Annotated in this window: 17 protein-coding genes and 3 pseudogenes; 9 read left to right on the top strand and 11 right to left on the bottom strand. The window is 61.1% G+C overall.

What is annotated here, in order from left to right; genetic code table 11:
• Positions 1-301: 301 nt before the first annotated feature.
• The 10 genes from WS91_RS04735 to WS91_RS04695 form a co-directional block, all read right to left on the bottom strand.
• Positions 302-574, bottom strand: a complete 273-nt coding sequence (locus WS91_RS04735; protein WP_059669856.1) for a hypothetical protein — start codon at positions 572-574, stop codon at positions 302-304.
• 85 nt (positions 575-659) lie between these two features.
• Positions 660-1,475, bottom strand: a complete 816-nt coding sequence (locus tag WS91_RS04730) for a PRTRC system ThiF family protein (protein ID WP_059669855.1) — start codon at positions 1,473-1,475, stop codon at positions 660-662.
• Positions 1,472-2,110 carry a PRTRC system protein A gene (locus WS91_RS04725; RefSeq protein ID WP_059669854.1) on the bottom strand — a complete coding sequence of 213 codons (639 nt, stop codon included), beginning with the start codon at positions 2,108-2,110 and terminating at the stop codon, positions 1,472-1,474. Before WS91_RS04725 ends, WS91_RS04730 begins: the two co-directional genes overlap by 4 nt.
• The gene (locus tag WS91_RS04720) at positions 2,107-2,835 is read right to left on the bottom strand and encodes a PRTRC system protein B (RefSeq protein ID WP_059669853.1); all 729 of its coding nucleotides are present in this window, start codon (positions 2,833-2,835) and stop codon (positions 2,107-2,109) included. The genes WS91_RS04725 and WS91_RS04720 overlap by 4 nt, the downstream gene beginning before the upstream one ends.
• 15 nt (positions 2,836-2,850) lie before the next feature.
• Positions 2,851-3,987, bottom strand: coding sequence for a PRTRC system protein F (locus WS91_RS04715; protein ID WP_059669852.1), 1,137 nt, complete (start codon positions 3,985-3,987; stop codon positions 2,851-2,853).
• 99 nt (positions 3,988-4,086) lie between these two features.
• Positions 4,087-4,305: a PRTRC system protein C gene (locus WS91_RS04710; protein WP_059669851.1), complete on the bottom strand. Its 219-nt coding sequence runs from the start codon at positions 4,303-4,305 to the stop codon at positions 4,087-4,089.
• Positions 4,306-4,313: 8 nt separating this feature from the next.
• Positions 4,314-4,754, bottom strand: a complete 441-nt coding sequence (locus tag WS91_RS04705) for a PRTRC system protein E (RefSeq protein ID WP_059669859.1) — start codon at positions 4,752-4,754, stop codon at positions 4,314-4,316.
• A gap of 78 nt (positions 4,755-4,832) precedes the next feature.
• Positions 4,833-6,512, bottom strand: a complete 1,680-nt coding sequence (locus tag WS91_RS04700) for a PRTRC system ParB family protein (protein WP_059669850.1) — start codon at positions 6,510-6,512, stop codon at positions 4,833-4,835.
• 224 nt (positions 6,513-6,736) lie between these two features.
• Entirely contained in the window at positions 6,737-7,015 is a 279-nt protein-coding gene (locus WS91_RS35500; RefSeq protein WP_156432288.1) for a hypothetical protein, read from the bottom strand.
• A gap of 104 nt (positions 7,016-7,119) precedes the next feature.
• A complete protein-coding gene (locus WS91_RS04695; protein ID WP_059669849.1) occupies positions 7,120-8,121 on the bottom strand; it encodes an N-6 DNA methylase in 1,002 nt (333 codons plus the stop codon).
• A 480-nt stretch (positions 8,122-8,601) separates the two neighbouring features.
• On the opposite strand from WS91_RS04695, the gene WS91_RS04690 reads away from it, so the two are divergent.
• The 8 genes and pseudogenes from WS91_RS04690 (at position 8,602) to WS91_RS04665 (ending at position 13,714) form a co-directional block, all read left to right on the top strand.
• A complete protein-coding gene (locus WS91_RS04690; RefSeq protein WP_059669848.1) occupies positions 8,602-9,057 on the top strand; it encodes a hypothetical protein in 456 nt (151 codons plus the stop codon).
• 24 nt (positions 9,058-9,081) lie between these two features.
• Positions 9,082-9,402, top strand: coding sequence for a hypothetical protein (locus tag WS91_RS35495; RefSeq protein ID WP_156432287.1), 321 nt, complete (start codon positions 9,082-9,084; stop codon positions 9,400-9,402).
• Between the two features lie 137 nt (positions 9,403-9,539).
• Complete coding sequence (locus tag WS91_RS38110) at positions 9,540-9,962, top strand: transposase (RefSeq protein ID WP_059669847.1); 423 nt, start codon at positions 9,540-9,542, stop codon at positions 9,960-9,962.
• A pseudogene (tnpB, locus tag WS91_RS32100) lies at positions 9,950-10,248 on the top strand (IS66 family insertion sequence element accessory protein TnpB). Before WS91_RS38110 ends, tnpB begins: the two are co-directional and overlap by 13 nt.
• A gap of 39 nt (positions 10,249-10,287) precedes the next feature.
• Positions 10,288-11,880: an IS66 family transposase gene (gene tnpC, locus WS91_RS04680; RefSeq protein WP_059669846.1), complete on the top strand. Its 1,593-nt coding sequence runs from the start codon at positions 10,288-10,290 to the stop codon at positions 11,878-11,880.
• A gap of 151 nt (positions 11,881-12,031) precedes the next feature.
• The gene (locus WS91_RS04675) at positions 12,032-12,769 is read left to right on the top strand and encodes a PFL_4669 family integrating conjugative element protein (RefSeq protein WP_059669845.1); all 738 of its coding nucleotides are present in this window, start codon (positions 12,032-12,034) and stop codon (positions 12,767-12,769) included.
• A 5-nt stretch (positions 12,770-12,774) separates the two neighbouring features.
• Positions 12,775-13,304, top strand: a pseudogene (locus tag WS91_RS04670) (DUF3158 family protein).
• On the top strand, positions 13,301-13,714 hold the full coding sequence (locus WS91_RS04665) for a single-stranded DNA-binding protein (RefSeq protein ID WP_059669844.1): 414 nt from the start codon (positions 13,301-13,303) through the stop codon (positions 13,712-13,714). The pseudogene WS91_RS04670 and the gene WS91_RS04665 overlap by 4 nt, the downstream one beginning before the upstream one ends.
• A gap of 137 nt (positions 13,715-13,851) precedes the next feature.
• Here WS91_RS04665 and WS91_RS04660 read toward each other — a convergent pair whose 3' ends face one another.
• Entirely contained in the window at positions 13,852-17,166 is a 3,315-nt protein-coding gene (locus tag WS91_RS04660) for a hypothetical protein (RefSeq protein WP_082758091.1), read from the bottom strand.
• A 184-nt stretch (positions 17,167-17,350) separates the two neighbouring features.
• On the opposite strand from WS91_RS04660, the pseudogene WS91_RS04655 reads away from it, so the two are divergent.
• Positions 17,351-18,799 (top strand): annotated as a pseudogene (locus tag WS91_RS04655) (DNA topoisomerase 3); the annotation flags it as partial.
• Between the last annotated feature and the right edge of the window lie 9 nt (positions 18,800-18,808).

The following is an 18,808-nucleotide window of genomic DNA, read 5'->3' as shown; positions in this document are numbered from 1 at the left end:
TCGCGTCGAGCCCATCCGATAGCGCCGCGAATCTCCGTCGTCAACAACCTGAACTACGGTACTGCTCAGGCGCTTACCATGGGCCTTGGCGGCATGACGCCGAAACAGCGGCTCATGGCCGCGGCATAGTCTCTACTTCTGACTCGCGTTAAAAGCGGGGGGATTACCGATCAGTGTAGGCCTGCGCGCCGCCGAAAGTAGCCGCAATCGTCGAGAAAACCGCCCCGCTTTCTTCTGGACGAAAAAAAAGCGCCTGCCCGAATGCTCGGGAGGCGCTGGTCGAATAAGTTATGCAGCCGGCCTAGATGTATCCAGCGGCGCGGCTAAATTCGAGATTGGCGGGTCCTTCGTAGATGATCTCGACGTCGATAGCAAGACACTGGCCACCGGCAAAATCAAACCGGTCACCAGCCTTGATGGCAGCGATCCGATCCGCCGTCTTACCGTAGACCACGAACCCCCATCGCTCCCCCTCGGCCATACCGAATCGAGGAAACTGCACTGCGCGCTTGAAACGAATCACCGCGTGCGGCAAATCAACGTCTCGCACGGCCCTAGTATCCGAACGCTCCATGAAGAAAGGTCCATGAACGCGGGTAGCGCCCAACGGGCTACTACCCGTTGGGTGATAAAAGCCGCCTCTCATCGAGGCGACACCATTACGACACTGTCCCCTTCTTGCGCTTGCACGCTGTCGGCTTCGGCGCCGGTGGCACGTCATACCCGAAGCGGGCCCAGGCAGCCGGATCGATTGCGACCGGGTTCGTTCTCCCTGTTGCAAGGTTGACAAACACCGCGGAGTACGAAAGCGATCCAGTACGAAAGAGCAGCCAGAGCAGATTGAACGCCTGCACCGAGATCGCCTGATTGATGACCAATGACTGCTTACGCAGCGCGTCTGCCATCGAACAGGACGGCGTGTCATCGCCCTTATCGTTCCTCGCATTCAGCAGGTCTGGAAACAGATCGCCGACATGCGGCAATCGGTCAGGCCGAGCCTTGCCAAACTCGCCGAGAATAACCTGACCGCGATCCGTCTCGTTGCCACAGTCGAGGTAGTACCGCACGCTACCCCGCTTCGCCGCCTGAACGATCGCATGCCGGGCGCGGCGCGAATCAACGCACCCCACGACGAAATCGGCATGAAGGTTCACTTGCGAATCAACCCGCCGGGGCTCCGCGTCCCAGTTCGTGCCCATCAGGTTATTGAGGCGATTCACCATCAGGAGCGCCTTGTATTGACCGACGTCGTTCGGATAGAAACCCTGGCGCCCCACGTTCGATTCGCTCACTGTGTCATCGTCGAACACGGTGCACTCAATCCCGGCTGGATGACCGAGCTCGATCATCGCGTGATGCAGACGCGCGAGACTTGATAGAAGGGCACTTCCCGTTCCTCCCGCTCCCACTACAACGATCTTCCACGCCCGATACACGAGCTCGGCAGGAATGCGATGATGGGTGACTTCGTTCATTGGGCAACCTCCCCGGCCAACGCAGCAATCCACGGCGACGGAACCTCCTTGAATCGCTCGAAGATCCCCTTCACGCACAACCGAAGCGCCATTGATGGAACCGCATCGCAGTTGCCGAGCACGAGCGCGAATTTCACATCGTGACGGTCATCTTCATTGTCGGTCTGGGAGAAGAATGCCGCCCCTCCGCCGTGCGAGTGACAGTCGACTACCAACGACTCGCCATCTGCAAGGGTCGGTCGCTCGTAATCGAGATGGTCAGGTCCATGCGACAACGCGACTAGCGGAATCAGTCGAAACGCGTGAGTCATTTGATTCCAGACGATCCACGCTCCGGTTTCATTCGGCAACGCCGCACGCGTCATTGCGCGGTACTCTGCGATGAGCGTCGGAGGCACCGGCCCGCACAACAGTTCCGTCACCTCATCGACGTTGCCATAGGGAATCGCTGTCGCCACCTCGTATTTCGCGATGCGACGCACGATACGAATCCACGGCCGCAGTACTTCGAGAAACACACCGTTGACGCCGATGAGCAGCCGCTCACCCATGCGTGCCATGGGCTCGACCCGCTCGCACGACGGAACCATAACTGACGGAAACGAGAGCTGGAGCATGCAATCGATTGGATTCATGCGGACCTCCCAACCGAGCCGTTCACGAGCTGCTGAACCGTCCATTGTGTTGACACCAACGTTTCCAGGGGAAACGCGTTGCCGAATTTCCCGTCGAGCATGTCGCGCCAGAAGGCAAACTCACCGTCTTCGTATGCCACCCGTTTCCCGCCTGCGTTTGGATGCGTAAATGCAGAATCGAAGAAACCGTTTTGCCAGCCAACGATCGATGCGACGTCGATGCGTTTCGGGACACGCGCGGTGCCGATGCAGATTGCACCGTGGTCCCACGTATTGAAATAGGGTGGCTCGAAAAGAGGCGTCTCGGGATCGGGACGCTCCGCCGATGCGACCGCAAAAACGCGGAAACCGCTATTTGACGCCCGAAAGACGAGCCCAGGGTGCGGAACCACGGCGCTGCGTTGGCCAAGGGCTTCGCACTCGAAGAACACCCGTCGCATCGTCGGCGGCGACCACCAGATCACCGCCTTCGGCGAGAGGCCTAACACCGTTGAGGGCAGAAACTCTGCTTTCGGGGCAGCGTTCTCCGCAAGCTGGCGCAGGGTGTTGATCAACGTGTCGCGATCGAGTGGCCTGCCTGCACCAATGACTGGGCGGCCGGTCTTTCGATCCTCGACCACTTCATGAGCCGTGGCGAAATGCGCGCCATCCTTGCCCGAATAGAGCAGGAATGCCTGCGACAACGAAACGTTCGAACCGGTACGACCGGTTGAGATACCAGACATAGAAAACTCCGTTAATTAGTTCGTCACCAGTGTCAACAGGCGATCCAGGTGACTGAGAATGCGAAATGCCAGCGCCATGTCGGCGTACTGGCGGCGAATCGCGCGAGGACGTGACTCGAAGCGAGAAAGCCCGGTATAGGCCGTCGCGTCGCCACACGACGCCTGGTTTTCGAAATGACAGTCGAGCAGGTCATTGACGAAATGGTTGTTCTCGACGACAACCGAGCACAGTGCGTACGCAGGATTGGTCTCGTACGCCACTTTGAACAGATTCCAACTGCGGCTCGCACCCATGAGATTTAGCAACTCGAGCACTTCGGTACAGACACGGCGCGGCGTGCCCTTCAATGCGCTCCGCAACCTCCGCAAATCGGTCGCGTCGAGAACGCCTGGGGCGCGCCATCGGCCGGGGTGTCGCCACGACGGATTGACGTCGTCCGGACACAAGACAGGACGAACCTCGGACGGCAAATAGGCCTGGCGTACTTCGTTGTCCTCGCCGAATCGCTCCCGCAACCACTTGTCTGCCTCCTCATCGGATACGCTCTCGTCGCTATCCCAGTACCAACACGAGAACTCATACAGGAACCAGTCCGGCAGGCGCACGAACGACGTACGGGCCGAAGCGCGCGCAATCGCCGTCATGACAGTCTTGAGGAGCGTCGGATGCGCCGAATGCAGCATTGCACGCGATTCTCCGAGCTCGTACACCCACTCGTGCTCGAGCTCCATCGCGAAAAAGATCGGCGTCGGATCGCCTTCACTGCTGCCGTGCCCGACTATGTCAAGCACATCGCGCGCCGCGTGGGCGTCGAGCAGAACGGGATTGAAGCGAACTCGCTTCAGTTCACCATACTGTCGACGCACCCACGCAAAGAAGGCCTGCTGGAATGCGTCGCCAGCGTCCGCCGGATCGCGCACATCGGCCGCACGCAGCGGACCGTATTGAAAGTGCTTCGTCACAAGCTCTGCGAGCGGGAGATCCTCCCGCCATTTCAGACGGACATCCTTCGGAACGTCCTGACCGATAGACGGGAGTGTCAAAAGATCAGCGGCAGGTCGACGTCGGGCAACGGTAGCGCGTGCCGGTTGCCCGGCCGCAGGCGAGCCTCCAGAGAGGCTTGAACCAGCGAGTGCAGAATCGAAGAACATCTCCGCATTTCCTCGTCAAATAAAAAAACCGCCCCTCCGGGCGGCTTGTTCTTGCTGAAGCCGCTGTCCGGATCGGACAGGGCTTTGAGCAGGGCGTCCTTACGCATGAGCGCCTTTCGCGCCAGCCGCACGGACAAATTTGTAGTGCATGAGCTCACCTTTGATCTCCGGACCGTCGACCGCAGCGGTCGTCAGCTCTGGATACTGTGCGGTGTACAAATCGCGGACCTGAATCGGAGAGAACGTCGGCCCCGGGTCCATCAGAGTCATGCCGTTGTAGAGGAATTCACGGACAACAGGTGCAATACTGATCGACATGGTTCACCTCACAGGAGCAACGAGGACAGATCCGTTCCGGCCGGCTCTTCGTCGACCGCAGGCATCGGATTGGACGACACAGCAGCCGTACCGGCCTCCATGTCATCCGTATCCAAATCAGCCTCGGTGCTCGAGGCCGCTGGCTTCGACGCTTTCGCCAGCGCCTTTTGTGCCTTGGTCGCCTGCGACTGCTGCTGAGACTCGAGGATGGCTATGGTCGCTGCCACCTGTTCTTCCAGCGACTTGCGCGCCGCCGTGAACCCGCCAATCGCCGTAGCAAAGCCCTCTTCGAGCTCCGCAGCAGTCCCCTTCAGGATTAGCGGCTGTCTGAGCGCCGCATCGTTGCCACCTTGCGGCGCCACGAACACCACGATCAGGTCACCATCAGTCGTGAGCGACAGCGACAACTTCTCCGCCGAGCGAATCAGCGGCTCCAGTTCATGAAACATGTGAATCTCCAGAAAGAATGAGCGCCGCTCGAGGCGGCGCAAGATGTCGATTCGGATCGGCCGATGACCGGCCGCTGCTTAGAATTTGAGAACCTTCAGGAGCTTGCCGTCGTAGACGAAACCTTCGACGGCAAGCAACGCCGTAATCACGTCCGCCTTGGACTTCGAGAACACCTTTTTGAAGTCGCCGCCCATCGCCGCCCTCAAGCCCAACTCATCCGCGATCACCATCATCTCGGCCTTGGTGACGAGTTCCAGAAACTCCGTGTCGAGCTTCCAGTACCGCGTCAGGTCGAGGTTGTGATGCTTGCAGATTTGCCTGAGATACGAAACGTCGAGACCTTCGATCGCCGCGACAAACATACCAGTGACCAGCATTGCCGCCTGCTCGTCTGACGTGGCGCCAGCGAGCAAAAGGGCTTTCGGGAAATCGGACGCGGGAGCCTTCTCGTCCGTCACCTTTTCGTAGACGGAGCGAAACACTTCGTCCTTGATCTGATGAGCATAGCCCGAGAGGACAATTGCGATCAGGTACCGTCGCGCGAGCGCCGCGTTCTTGCCGACGTCGCGTCGCAGTGCCTTGCGCCAAAGTACCTCGCGGTATCGCTTCACCCGGTCGGACTCGGTGACGGCGGTGACCGGCGCGGCGGCCGGTACAGCAGCGTCAGACTTCGACGCTCCTTTGCCAGCAGCTTTCGTATCCCTCAAGGCAGCCTTTCCGTCAGAAGCAGCCGCTTTGGCAGCAGCCTTCTCGGCATTGAGACGGGTGCCGACCATCCGCATATTGCACACGGTGTCGAAGCACTGCCCCCGGTAGACATTCCCCAACGAGTCAGGCAGGCCGCTGATTGCGACGCCATAGTTCTGGCAGCCGTGACAAGCCTTGGCCTGTGCCTCGCCGACACCATTCGGTCCGTCGACTGCGAGCTGGACACGCGTGCGATTGTCGCCCGCCCGCACGATGCGCACGGTCGGGAACTCGTCACGCAGACCCGCAGCCGTGACCTTGAGCTGATTGTCAGTCTTCCCGTTGTAGCACTGACGATTCGTGCAATTGCCGGTCGCGATCGATTCGCCAAACATCTCAGTTTGCATCGCCGAATTGTGCGGGCATGCTGCGCAGTCGGTCTTGTCAAATATGGCGGCTGCTAACGAACACGCCGCGCCCTCTACAAGCTTCCTGACCTCGGCCACTGGCTTCCTCTCAGCGACAATCGCCGGAAGCACCCGATCCTGGTTCTCCTTGGACAGTGCGGCGAGCAACTCGGCGTGACCGAGCAAGATCGTCCTGGTATTCAGTGCCTCAAGTACGGCGGCACTACAGTTCATGAGCGCGAGTCGGCCGTCGAGCTTGCTGCGTGACCAACCCAGAACGCGGGCCGCCTCGTCGCGATCTCCTTTGTGCACTCCGACCAACTCAGCGGCGTCGATCGCCTCCTCCGAAGGAGACAGATCGTCACGTTGAATATTCTCAACGAGCGCAAGGATACGAGCTTGCACGTCGCCGACGTTCCGGAAAACGATCGGCATATCGTAATCGAGCCCGAGCTCAGCCTCGGCGGCCAAACAACGGCGGCCGCCGATAATGAGTTCCGCGTCATAGTCGGGGTCATCACTGATCGCGCGTACAACGACCGGCTGAATGATCTTGTGCTCTCTCACGCTCGCACGAAGATCCATCATTTTTGCCGGGTCGAAATATTTTCGCGGGTTATGCGCGCGCTTGATCCGGCGGAGGGGAATAGTAGATTGTTGCATCGCGGGTTCTCCGGAAAGGGAACCTGCCCCCAGCGGGACTGGTTCCCGATGGGGTTGGAAAGGAATGCCGGCGACGCCGGCTGAGTCGATGCGTCAGAGACGCGGTAGATGAGGAAAAGATACCGCTTGAATTTTCGGGGACTCGCCGAAAAGCCGGAAACAATCACCTAGCTTTCACCGATCGCTTGCAGAAGAGACGATTGCAGGGAAGACCTTGTCGATGGCTAGCTTGCGCGCGGCGCCGCCGCTCTATTCACGAGACGACGTAGAAGCGAAGGTGCCCAGATCGCCGCAGCCGCAATCAAGAACAGTTCTGCCGTGCGCCACGTCAGTCCAGCGCTGTCTGCGCGGGAAACGACCGGCGCATCCTCGACAACGACTTGACCGCTACCGCCCTGAACCTCGAGATCTCGATGCATGACGCGTCCGCGCACACTCGCGTTGCGATCGATCACAGCAACTAGCATGCCCAACAGCTCGGCAAAAACGATCCACTTCTCCACGGTATTGCCCTCTTCGTAGATTGATTTGAGGCGCGTCTAGCAACAAAAAAGCCCGATCAAACGATCGGGCCTGGGGAAAAGAAGATATCGCGCTACCGTGCGTTTTAGAAAAGGGCTAGCTGATCGACTGCCTCGAAGATGCTGGCATTCGATTGCTCGACTGCTTCGTCGAAGAGATCGCAGAGGGTGTCGTCGGAAACGTCGACTGCGACCGCCGGCACCTCGACGACAGGCGCCACGGCGACGTCGTTGTCGGGCGCCACGCCGCCGGCAGGATTCTGCTCTGCGCCGGCGTCCGGGTCGACCGCGATACGCTCCAGCGCAAGCACTTTACGGAGAGAATCCGCCTGCCGGTGCTGCCGCAACTTCGCCCGCCAACCGCCGAGAATGTGCGCCGGCGTGTACCAAATCCCCCATACTTCCCCGGTGAGCGCATTCCCATGCACGACGATCGCCGGGATGTACATCATCGACAGCTGCAGGTACGTCATGTGCACGCAGCGCGCGTCGACGTCGATGCAGGTTGCATGCAATGTCTGCTGGTAGTTTTCGCCAATCGACAGCAGCGCGTCGGCCGCCGCGATCACCATCCCGCCTGCACCACACGCGGGCTCTTGCATTCGAATGAAGCCGTCCTGCTCGATAGCCACGCCGCGGTCGCCGATTGTGATGCCGGCTACCAGGCGCGAGACGGGGTATGGCGTGAAGAACTGGCCGGCTCGGTCGTTCCCTATACCCAGCATCATGTAAGTCTCGCCGAGCACGTCGGTCAGACTCCCCGGGCTCGGCAGCGTGCCTGGCGGAAGACGGTCATCGATGCCGAGCCTATGTTCGAGCGAGAGTGTCAGCTCCGCGAACATCCGAGCAAATAGTTGGAGCTCTTCGGGTTTGTATTTTCCGACGATCTCCAGGTAGCGTTTTTCTCGCGGCTCAAACTGCGGCTTGTCCACGCTGTTGCTCAACGCGATAGTGGATATCTCGACGAAATCAGCAAACACCGTGTTGATTTGGTGTGCATAGCCAAACTGCTTGAGCAGCTTCACGAACTCTGCCTGGTGGGGATCGGCTTCGCGTGCAAACGTTCTTTCCGCGCTCTTTCGGCTCATACGGCCGCCTCTAGCATGCGGACGATTGAAACGGCCATGGTGCTCTCCAGATTGATGACGGGAGAGCACGCCCGACGGGAGTGATCCCGTTGGGGTGAAGTGAATGGGCCGGGTGCGGCCGTGAGTCGATGCGTCGTCGACGCGGTAGGTCGATCGGATGATAAGGTGCCGTACCGAAGCTCCTGGCACGAAATGCGGCCAGGTTCGGGCACGCTTTCACCCTGGTGGCCCACCAGCCGAGATACCCACATTTACGCTGCACAAGCTTGTGGATAAGTCGCGGCTGCCCAAGGCTAGCGGCGCTCGCGAGTCGATGCTCACTTATTAAGCAGAACCTGGGTCGCGCAACCGGTTGAGCGGGGTAAGGCGAAAAGCCCCAGGAAACAGGTGCGCTTTCGCTGTTCTCCGAGCTGTCAGCCGGCTGCATGGTTGTGGTGGGCGCACCCGCCGCCCCCGCCAAACCAACCGGGCAACCGCACAATGAGCAACCAATCCATGCGCGCACCTCTGGACCGCGCCCGCTATCTCGCCAGCCAAACCCTGTTCGTGGGGAAATGGGCCTTCTACATTTTCTTTTCGATTCCGAGCGTGATTCTTTGCGGCGCTCTCGCGCTGTACAGCAACTTCTCGTTTCAGGCGATCCCACATGAAGTCCTGGAGTTCGCCGCGCAGACAGCTTCCTACCCACCTGCGCCAATCGGGTCGATTTCGATCCAGGTATGCAAGGACATAGCGCCGGACCAGGCGCTTCCGCTCTCGCCCATCTGCCAATCGAACGCAATCGAACATCGGCCGATCGAGGCACTGGCTCGGGATCTCGGCGAACGCCTCTGGTGGGCCTATGCGATCGCCGTAAGTGTTCCAGCAGCACTCGCGATAGGGCTCGGGCTCTTCCGCCGCGATCGCGCCGCGCTTCGCCGGCGACTCACCAGCTAAATCCGGACGCTTCAGTTCTCGATCGTGTTCTCTTCGACCTTAACGGCGCCGGTCACCGTCGCCACCGAACTGGTCACCCAGCTCGGTGGCAGCACGGCTTGGTCATGCCTCACGATCCTGGCGGCAGCCGGGCTCCTCATAGCGGCCGCCAGTACCGTCCGACTCGTAATGGCCACCATTCGGCGCTACGAGCGCGGCCGCGTAGCGCGAATCATGCAGATGCGTCATCCGCACTGCCACGTGAAACGGCTCGCCAACGGGCAATGGCTACTGATCGACAAGGACACCGGTACGGAGTACGTACCGCCGCCGCTCGGACACCCACCAATCAACGAATGGATATGACCCACTATGACGAGGTCGAGCAGCAGTCCAACGCAATCGGGAGGCGGTGTGCCGTAAGCGACTCGGCCCGACCGTTTCCCGATGCTGATTTTGCTAGCGCACGATAGTCGCGTTTAGATTGACGGAGACGGTCAGCTATGCCGAACGCAGCGCGCCCGGCCCATCGCACGTATGCGCGGGAATTCAAGCAGCAAGTGATCAGGGAAACATTGGAACCTGGCATGTCGGTGTCGATCGTCGCGCGGCGGCACGACATCAACGCCAACGTCGTGTTTGGGTGGCGCAAGCAATATCGGGAAGGCAAGCTGGAGCTGCCGGTACTGGAAGCCGCGCCATCAGCCATGATAGGCACGGAGTTGCTGAGCGTTGACGTGATCGATTCTGCGTTGATGCTGCCGGCGCCGCAGCCGACAGGAAACACGACGTCGAAGGTGATAAGCGGTGTTCCCGCACCAATGCCCGTGTGCGAAATTGAAGTGGAGATCGGCAAACGGCTCGTGCGGATTCGTGGGCTGTCTGCCGAGCGCGCCGAAGCATTCCTGCAGGAATGCCTGAAGTGATCACATTGCCGGCTGGCACCCGCATCTGGCCTGCGGCGGGAGTCACGGACATGCGCTGCGGCTTCCAGGGGCTTGCCGCGAAGGTACAGGCGGCGCTCGAGGAGAATCCGCTGGGCGGTCACGTGTTCATCTTCCGCGGACGTCGAGGCGACTGGAACGCGGCCGCTTCATCTGGCCGCAGGCCGATGGTGGGAAGATCTCGCTCACGGTCGCGCAGCTGTCGATGCTTCTCGAAGGCATCGATTGGCGACAGCCCCGCCGTACGGCACCTCTGTCGATGCTGTAGGTGTTGTAAACCGCTCGGGAGGCTCGTAAACTCCGGCACATGCCGAATCTCGACGATCTGCCCGACGATGTCGCTGCGCTGAAGGCCATGCTGGCTGAGGCTCGCGCGTCGGCCATCGAACGGGAACTCGAGATCGAGCAATTGCGCCGCGACATCGCTGAAAGCGATCTCGAGATCACACGGTTGAAGCTGCTGATCGACAAGCTCAAGCGAATGCACTTCGGCCGCAAATCGGAACAACTTGCCCGAGAGATCGAGAGGCTTGAGCTCCGGCTTGAGGACCTGGCCGCAGGCAGCGGTGTCGCCGACGTTCAGCACGCAAGGGTCCCAAGAGAAAAATCCACGACTGGCAGCGATCCGGCCGCACGAGAGCCGCTGCCGCCGCACCTGTCGCGAGAAGATCGCGTGCTCAAACCGGATTCGATCTGCCCCAAGTGCGAAGGTGCTATGCAGTGCCTGGGCGAGGACGTCTCGGAACAGCTCGCCCGTGTTGCGGCGATGTTCAAAGTGATCCGCACGGTCCGGCACAAGACGGTCTGCCCGGCCTGCGGCCACATCGCGCAGCCACCGATGCCGGGACTGCCGATCGAGCGCGGTATCGCGCATCCGAACTTGCTTGCCGACATTCTAGTGTCGAAGTACGCAGATAATGCACCGCTGTACCGACAATCGGAAATCGCGGCGCGCGACGGGGTGACGCTTGACCGCGCCAGCATGGGTCGCTGGGTCGGACAGTGCGAGGTGCTCTGCCGCCCGTTGACCGACGCACTGCGCCGGTACACGATGGCGGGCACGAAGTTGCACGCGGACGACACGCCGATTCCCGTGCTCGCGCCGGGCAACAAGAAGACGAAGACCGGGCGACTCTCGGTATACGTGCGCGACGATAGCCGTTCGGGCTCGACGGAGCCGGCTGCGGTGTGGTTCGCGTACTCGTGCGATCGCAAAGGCATCCATCCTCAGGCGCATCTCGCCGGATTCGAAGGCATCCTGCAAGCCGATGCCTACGGCGGCTTCGACGAGTTGTACGTAAGTGGCAAGATCCGCGAGGCTGCTTGTTGGGACCACGCGCGGAGAAAATACTACGAGATCCACGCGAGCCCACCGACGGACGAGACCCAGAAACTGCTCGAGATGATCGGCGAGTTCTACGGCATTGAAGCCGACATCCGCGGCAAGCCGCCCGATGAACGGCAGCGCGTGTGGCGTGAGAAAAGCAAGCCGCTGCTGGACGCCTTCGAAGCGAGAATCCGGGCCAAGCTCGCGACGCTGTCGCGCAAGTCGGAGTTGGCCGGCGCGATCCAGTACTCGCTGAATCACTGGACTGCGCTGACGCTGTTCTGCGAGGATGGGCAAGCCGAGATCAGCAACGCGCTGGCAGAAAACGCCCTGCGTTGCGTGAGCCTCAGGAGAAAGAACTTCCTGTTCGCTGGTTCCGACAGCGGGGGTGAGCGGGCCGCCGCGATGTACAGCTTGATTGGGACGTGCAAACTCAATGGCATCAACCCCCGCGCCTATCTGGAATACGTCCTGACCCACATCGCTGATCACGTCATCACCCGCGTCGACGAACTGCTGCCTTGGAATGTGGTCGACAAGCTGACGTTGGTCAGCTCGCATGGCACTGCCTGACTGCTTCATAGATCCAGATAGATCGTGCCCATGATCCACGATCGTGGGCACGATCTCACGTCATCCTCACGGACTCCCCAAGCTCTCACATCGTGCCCCACGCGCGCGCGAATATGGAACTGGTCGCGCCGAGCCGCTTACGCGCAGCGCGATGCAACTGACGCTGCACACGCATCACGCCGCGCGTGTCTGGCATGGACGGACCGCCGCGGAAGGACGGCCCGGCATCATCGGCTTGAATGGCTTCGTCGCCATCATGAACAAGATGAAGCACGGCGCCGAACAGGACGATCCGTATTCCGACGGGTGGATGCTGCGCATCGAGGAAAAGCTCGCGCAGACCAAGGCCACCCTGCAAACGCTGCGCGAGCAGGTCGATCAGGCGCTGGCCGACGTGCCGCCCGCGTTGACGCTCGGCGACAACCTCAACATCCAGCCGGTGCGGCTGCCGCTCTTCATCAATGCGCAGCTCGGCTTCATGGCCGTGTACCTGCTCGCCGACTACGACGATCTCGCGCGGCGATTGATCCTGGCGCATCACACCGCGATGATCGATCGCCGCACTCTGGAGCGCTGGCTCAACGACGGTGCACACGCGTTGCGCGGCCTCTTCAGCCTGGCGCAGCATTACCGCTATTCCGGCACGCAGCGCGACGACTTCGCAGCGAACAATGCCGCCGCGCGTGCCGCGCGAGAAAAGTTCGGCGAATTGCCGCAGGACGTGCTCGAAGGCACGCGCCGCTCGCGCTTTGCACCACCCATCGTGCGTCGCAGTGGTCTGGCGCAACATCCCGCATCCACCTCAAACACAACGGAGCCGGCTGCGGCAACCACTGACGCATCACTCCCGATATCCGCTGATGATGCCGACGATGCGGAGGCATCGTGAGCACCATGCATGAAGACGTTGGCGCAACGCGTCGCTTCGTACCGCTGGAACAGACAGCCTTCCAGCGACTGGAACACGCGGCCTACCTAAAAGGCCTTTTAAAACCTTTTAAAGGTAAGGGGGATCTGGAGGTTTGGGCCAGCCAATGCGAAGCACTGCGCGACGCGCTCATCGCACTGTCCGAACGCTCCCTTCTGCCGCAGGCGCGTCGCCCCCCTTCAACAACCTAGCCGTCTATCTGGCCCAGCAGACCACTGGCGCAGGCACGACCTTTCTGCGCTGGCGCAACCTCGACCGTTCGGCGATGGGCGTCACGCTATGGGACACGCTGCTCGACGATCCCCGCACGCCGGCCTCGCTGATCGACGACCTGTACGCGATGGAGCTTCAGCGCATCGCACTCAACATGCAGATCAGCCTCCTGCATACGCTCGCCCACCAGGCCCACGCCGGCGTCGCCGCCATGACGCACGCCGACGATATCTACCACCACCGTGTCGCCCGACACGCTCACTCGAAGGAGTCTCGATCATGAGCACCCGTTTCATCGGCGAAGGCAATATCGGCTCTGCGCCGGAGTTTCGAGAATTCCCGCACGGCAACGACGATCCCGATCGGCTGCTGCGCCTGAACGTGTATTTCGACAACCCCGTTCCCGTGAAAGACGGTTACGAGGATCGCGGCGGCTTCTGGGCGCCGGTGCAACTGTGGCACGACGAGGCCGAACACTGGGCCGCGCTCTACCAGAAAGGCATGCGCGTGTTGGTCGATGGCCGCATGGTGCAGGACAAGTGGACCGACAAGGACGACAACCCGCGTGTGACGTTCGTGATCGAAGCGCGCTGCGTCGCGATGCTTCCCTATCGAATCGATGCCATCACTCTCAGCCCGAAACCGGCACAGGCGACCGATACGGCCAGTCCTCCGGATGCACAAAACGATTGATCACCCCTCGCTATACCAGTGGTATAGCTGACCACCCGCGAGCGCCTGCGCCAGTCGGCCGGCGCTCGCCATGCGCCAACGTTTTCCAGTGCTTCACCACGCCGTGCGCGTCGTCATACTGCACATACCCGCATCGATCAAGCGGTCGCTACCTGCGAGAGCTGAGGCGAGACACTGACTGGCTTCGACGCTCGCCAGATCGCATAGAGCCGCCCCACGCTGCCATCACCCTGTTCATAGGCGCTGAATGCGTGGTCGATCGAGCGCGGCTCGCGTCGCCAGTCGGCTTCGAAATGTTCCCGCTCCTGGTGTCGATAGAGCGGGACCGAACGCTTTTCGTATCGCTTACGGATCGCCTTGCCGATATCCGTCCGGTTCGACATGAAATCCTGCCCACCGTCCGACGGAAACGCTACGCCAGCGAAACCATGCCTACGGGCAAGATCCATCGCAAGGGCAAAGAAAGCCTCCACCACCGAATGAGGCTCGTGATTCATCGCCATCGCCACGGTGGGATTGATGCCGCGCAGGATCAGGGCCGGCCGGGTCGCATCGAGATCAGGTACCACTTCCACATAGAGCAACGCCAGCGCTGCGAGCTTGCCCGTCAGCGGATCAAATACCACGAGATGCGCGTGGCGCGCCTCCTGCCACATCGCCACGTTGTCCCAGCTACAGAGTCCGGTTGCCTGCTTCGCAAAGAAAGCCGCCGGGTGCTTCGAGACGAATGCGTGCATGGCCGATTGATGAGCATCATCCCGGTGCGTCTTGAACTTGCGCTTCTCGCGCGCACTCCAGCGCTGGTAGATATCCAGCACTTTCTCTCGCGTGCGTTCGAGCGCGTCGCGAAGCATCGCTCGTCCGTCCGTTTCCTGGCTCAAACGCGCATCGAGGCGAAGCGCAAGATGATGGGCTTCATCGTCGTTGAATCGAGCCACAAAACGCTGTAGCCCCGCAGCCAGTGCCTCCGGCAATATCTCACAGAAAAATTCGTGCAGCTCCTCGATTTCTCGGTGCGTGGATGTACTCTCATCATCGACGTTCGATAGCGCCTCCAGTCGAGGCGACAACCACTCCTTGACCCTATCGTCTTCCGAAGCCGCCGCGAGCAGCACGCCGAGATGTCGTCGCAGGGCATGATGATCGGCCAGCGGGTTGGCAAGCTGGCTCGCGCGAAGATGCTTGCACGCATGAAATACGTCGAGATCGCGCTCACCGAAACGCCTGGCGAACTGGGCGGCGACCGCAAGACACCGTAGCCCGTCGTGATCGAGCGGACGGCTGATTCGATACACACTGCGCTGCCAATGCATGACATACGGCTCATCCCGGTACCAGGCGTGCCATGAGGTTTCCTGACCGATGACCTGAGCCCAGTATTCGCCAATCAACGAGGTCGCCACACCGTATGTCACGGCCATCGCTTCGGCTTCGAGGTCCGTGAGCGACGCATGCACCGGCCCTCGCCCGCGCGCAAGATCGGCCATCAGGGGACGCAAGGTCGCCAGTAATGCCGGGACCGACACCTCCGGAGACCACGCTGTTTCGAGCAGACTGCGCAACAAAACGCCACGCGTTTCCGCCAGCATTCCCGGAAGCATCAGTGCGAGTGCATCGCGCTCGCTATTCTCAATCGTACGTTGCGCCTCGTGGTAGGCCGTCCAGCCTGTTTCGCTACGGTCGGATGGCATCGAAACCATGGTGCGAACACGCGCGGAGACGACCTTATCGAGAAGGTCCCGATTACCCTCCAGGACCGCGAAGTTCTTTCGCCGGAAGGCGTCCTCGATCAGAATCCGCTCCGCCGCATCGATCTGCTTGCGTCCGGCGTAATCCTTCGCACCCCAGGCTTCCGCGTAATACCAGTCATACAATGCTCGTGGATCATTGAGCCCCTGCTCCTCCACCACGTAGCGCACGAGTATCGGACACATGTCCATCGCGAACAGACGCTGGTTCAGGGCATCCAAGGTGTTCGGCGGCATCCTTTCGACGACGTATTCCAGCGATGCGAGATATTGGCGCATCTGTGCTCGCTTCACCCACGTCGCGACGAACGACGCAGCCGCCCGGTCATTCAACGCGCCCACCTGGTTCAGCAAGCGATCCAGCGTCGCCGGCCCTACGGAGGCGTAACACGAGTGAAAAGCCAGTATCGAGGTGCGATCGCCATACCCATACCGCGCCAGTATGTCGAGATAACGCGCCAATCGATCCTGCTCGCCGTGCAAGATGTAATCGGCACACTGGACGATGTCCGTCACCGGCAGTTCGCATTGAGCCAGCCGCTCGAGACGCGCGACCGGTGGCACATCCATGCGCGATGCCTGTACCAGAAACTCCTTCGCATCGGCCAGGTCATCGAGCGACGCGCCGTGCTGACGCATCCAGCTCACGACCTCGACGGGAGCCGGACGCGACAGATCAAGCAATGATCGGAAGCGCTTGATATCGCCCGGCGTTCCCGCACCCATCGTATCGACCACGAAGCACCAGGATGCCTCACCCACCCGCCATAACCGCTCTCCCACGGCGTCGAACAAGCCCGCTACATCGACCAGGCCGCGTGCGCGCAACAGCATCAGGGTGGCCGATAACTGCATCGCATCGTAACCATAGGGACGATCAAGAATGTCCGGAACCTTCTCACGCGGCATACCCGCCGACAGCAATACGCGAACCATCGATCGAAGGCGGGCAACATCGACGTTCAGCGGCGCCCCACCGTAGTAGTGATCGCGGACAGGTAGCCGGTCCAGTTCGTCGATGCGCTGCAGGACACCTTCATCGATCAGGGCGTGGATCACCGTGAGCGCGTAGCATCGACGAACATCCCTCCATCTCTCCGGCATGTCCTCCACCCTGGTCACGCCGAGCCGGATGACGGCATCCATATCCCCTTCTTCCAGGAAGGCGAGCGCATCGTAAGCCTTGACGGCACGCGCCAAGGGTAAATGGCGTAGCGCGTGATCGATGGCTTCGGAATAGGAGGCTCGGGTTATCCAGAGCGGCGCGACAAAACGCTCGAAAAGATACTCCCGCCCCTCATACGTTCGAACGTGTCTCAGAAGCGTTCGCCCGGCCCGCAAGCGCCAACGAAGCGGAATTAGCGGCGTGATAAACAGCCAGAGGATGACCATCCACCACTGTCGCGTCATGGGCACATACGACGGGATGCCCAGTGCGCGCTGCATCAGCGGCATCTGATCGATGTCGGGTTGCCAACCAAGCTTCCCTCGGACATGCGCCCGAAACGCCACGATGCGTTCACGCGCCTGCCGCCACGGATGCTCATGCCTGCCGTCATCTTCTTCGTCATGCGGCCAGTACGATTGGCGCGCCGACGCGGAGCTGTCCGTGATCGCGGCCATCTGTTCGGCGCGCCACGCCCGGTAGTCTTGTTGCCGTACTGTCTTCGGTTGACCTGCCGGTCGTCGGGGCAGCAACGCCATATCAATCGTCCCTGGTATGCAGTGAATGACGGAAAGCCTCAAGAATAACGCCTCCGGCTCGGCTCGCCGCGCCTACCTTTCCCTCGCCCAATAGGGCGGCACCCGACTTCTATTTTCCGCTCTGCGTTCGTCGGTCTCACTGCCATCGTGATCGGAATGATCGTGATGAATGCAAGGTGTCACCGTGCGCCTCTTTCTATGTGAGAAGCCGTCACAGGGCAAGGACATCGCCCGCGTCATCGGTGCCAGGCAACGCGGCAACGGCTGCTATCACGGCAATGGCGTCACGGTGACGTGGTGCATCGGCAATCTCGTCGAGGCCGCCGAGCCCGACGCCTACGGTGAGCAGTACAAGCAGTGGTCCATCGACCAGCTTCCGATTGTTCCCAGTCCGTGGCGCATCGAGATCAAGCCGAAGACGACGACACAGTTCACCATCGTCAAGGCGCTGATCGGCAAGGCCGACGAACTCGTCATCGCCACCGATGCCGATCGCGAAGGCGAAATGATCGCCCGCGAACTCCTCGAGTTGTGCAGCTATAGCGGTCCCATCCAGCGCCTGTGGTTGTCGGCATTGAATGATGCATCGATCCGCAAGGCGCTGGACGCGTTGCGGCCCGGCGCCGAGACGCTGCTGCTCTATCACGCGGCATTGGCACGTTCGCGCGCCGACTGGCTGGTCGGCATGAATCTCAGCCGCCTCTTCACCGTGTTGGGGCGGCAAGCTGGCTACCACGGCGTGCTGTCCGTCGGCCGCGTACAAACACCGACGCTGCGGCTGGTCGTCGACCGCGATCACGAGATCGCGCGCTTTTTGCCGGTTCCCTTCTGGACCATCGAACTTTCACTGTCTGCGAACAGCCAGCGCTTCATCGCACACTGGCAGGCGCCGGACGGCAACACGGATGACGCCGGACGTTGTCTGCAGCAGCACGTCGCGCAAGATGCTCTCGCTCGACTTCAGGGCGTGCGCGATGTCGAAGTGATCTCCTTCGACACGGAACGCGTGCGTGACGCGCCACCGCTGCCGTTCGATCTGGGCACCTTGCAGGAAACATGTTCACGGCAATTTGGGCTCGACGTGCAGGAAACGCTCGACATCGCACAGGCGCTCTACGAAACGCACAAGGCGACCACCTACCCCCACACCGACTGCGGCCATCTTCCCGAAAGCATGCTCACGGACGTACCCACTGTCCTCGCCGCGCTGGTCGCAACCGATCCCTCGTTGCGCAGACTGATGGCCACGCTCGATCCGACGCAGCGCTCCCGCGCGTGGAACGATGGCAAGATCACCGCGCACCACGGCATCATCCCCACGCTGGAACCGGCCAACCTCACGGCGATGTCCGACAACGAGCAGGCCGTCTACCGGCAGATCCGCGCGCATTATCTGGCGCAGTTCCTGCCCCATCACGAATTCGATCGCACCGTGGCGCAACTTGCAAGCGGACCGGATCGGCTGACCGCGACCGGCAAGCAGATCGCGGTGGTCGGCTGGCGCAGCGTGTTGAACGAGCCCGCATCCAACGATGGCGCAGACGACGACGGCGATGCGCCGCGTAGCCAAACGTTACCGCCGTTGACCCACGGCACGCGCTGCGCGATCGAACACGTCGATCTCAAGGCGCTTACGGTGTGC

It is taken from the genome of Burkholderia sp. MSMB1498, from assembly GCF_001526245.1.
Taxonomy (GTDB): domain Bacteria; phylum Pseudomonadota; class Gammaproteobacteria; order Burkholderiales; family Burkholderiaceae; genus Burkholderia; species Burkholderia savannae.
Note: the sequence above shows the minus strand (reverse complement) of the source record. Positions and strands in the feature narration are given on the sequence as shown.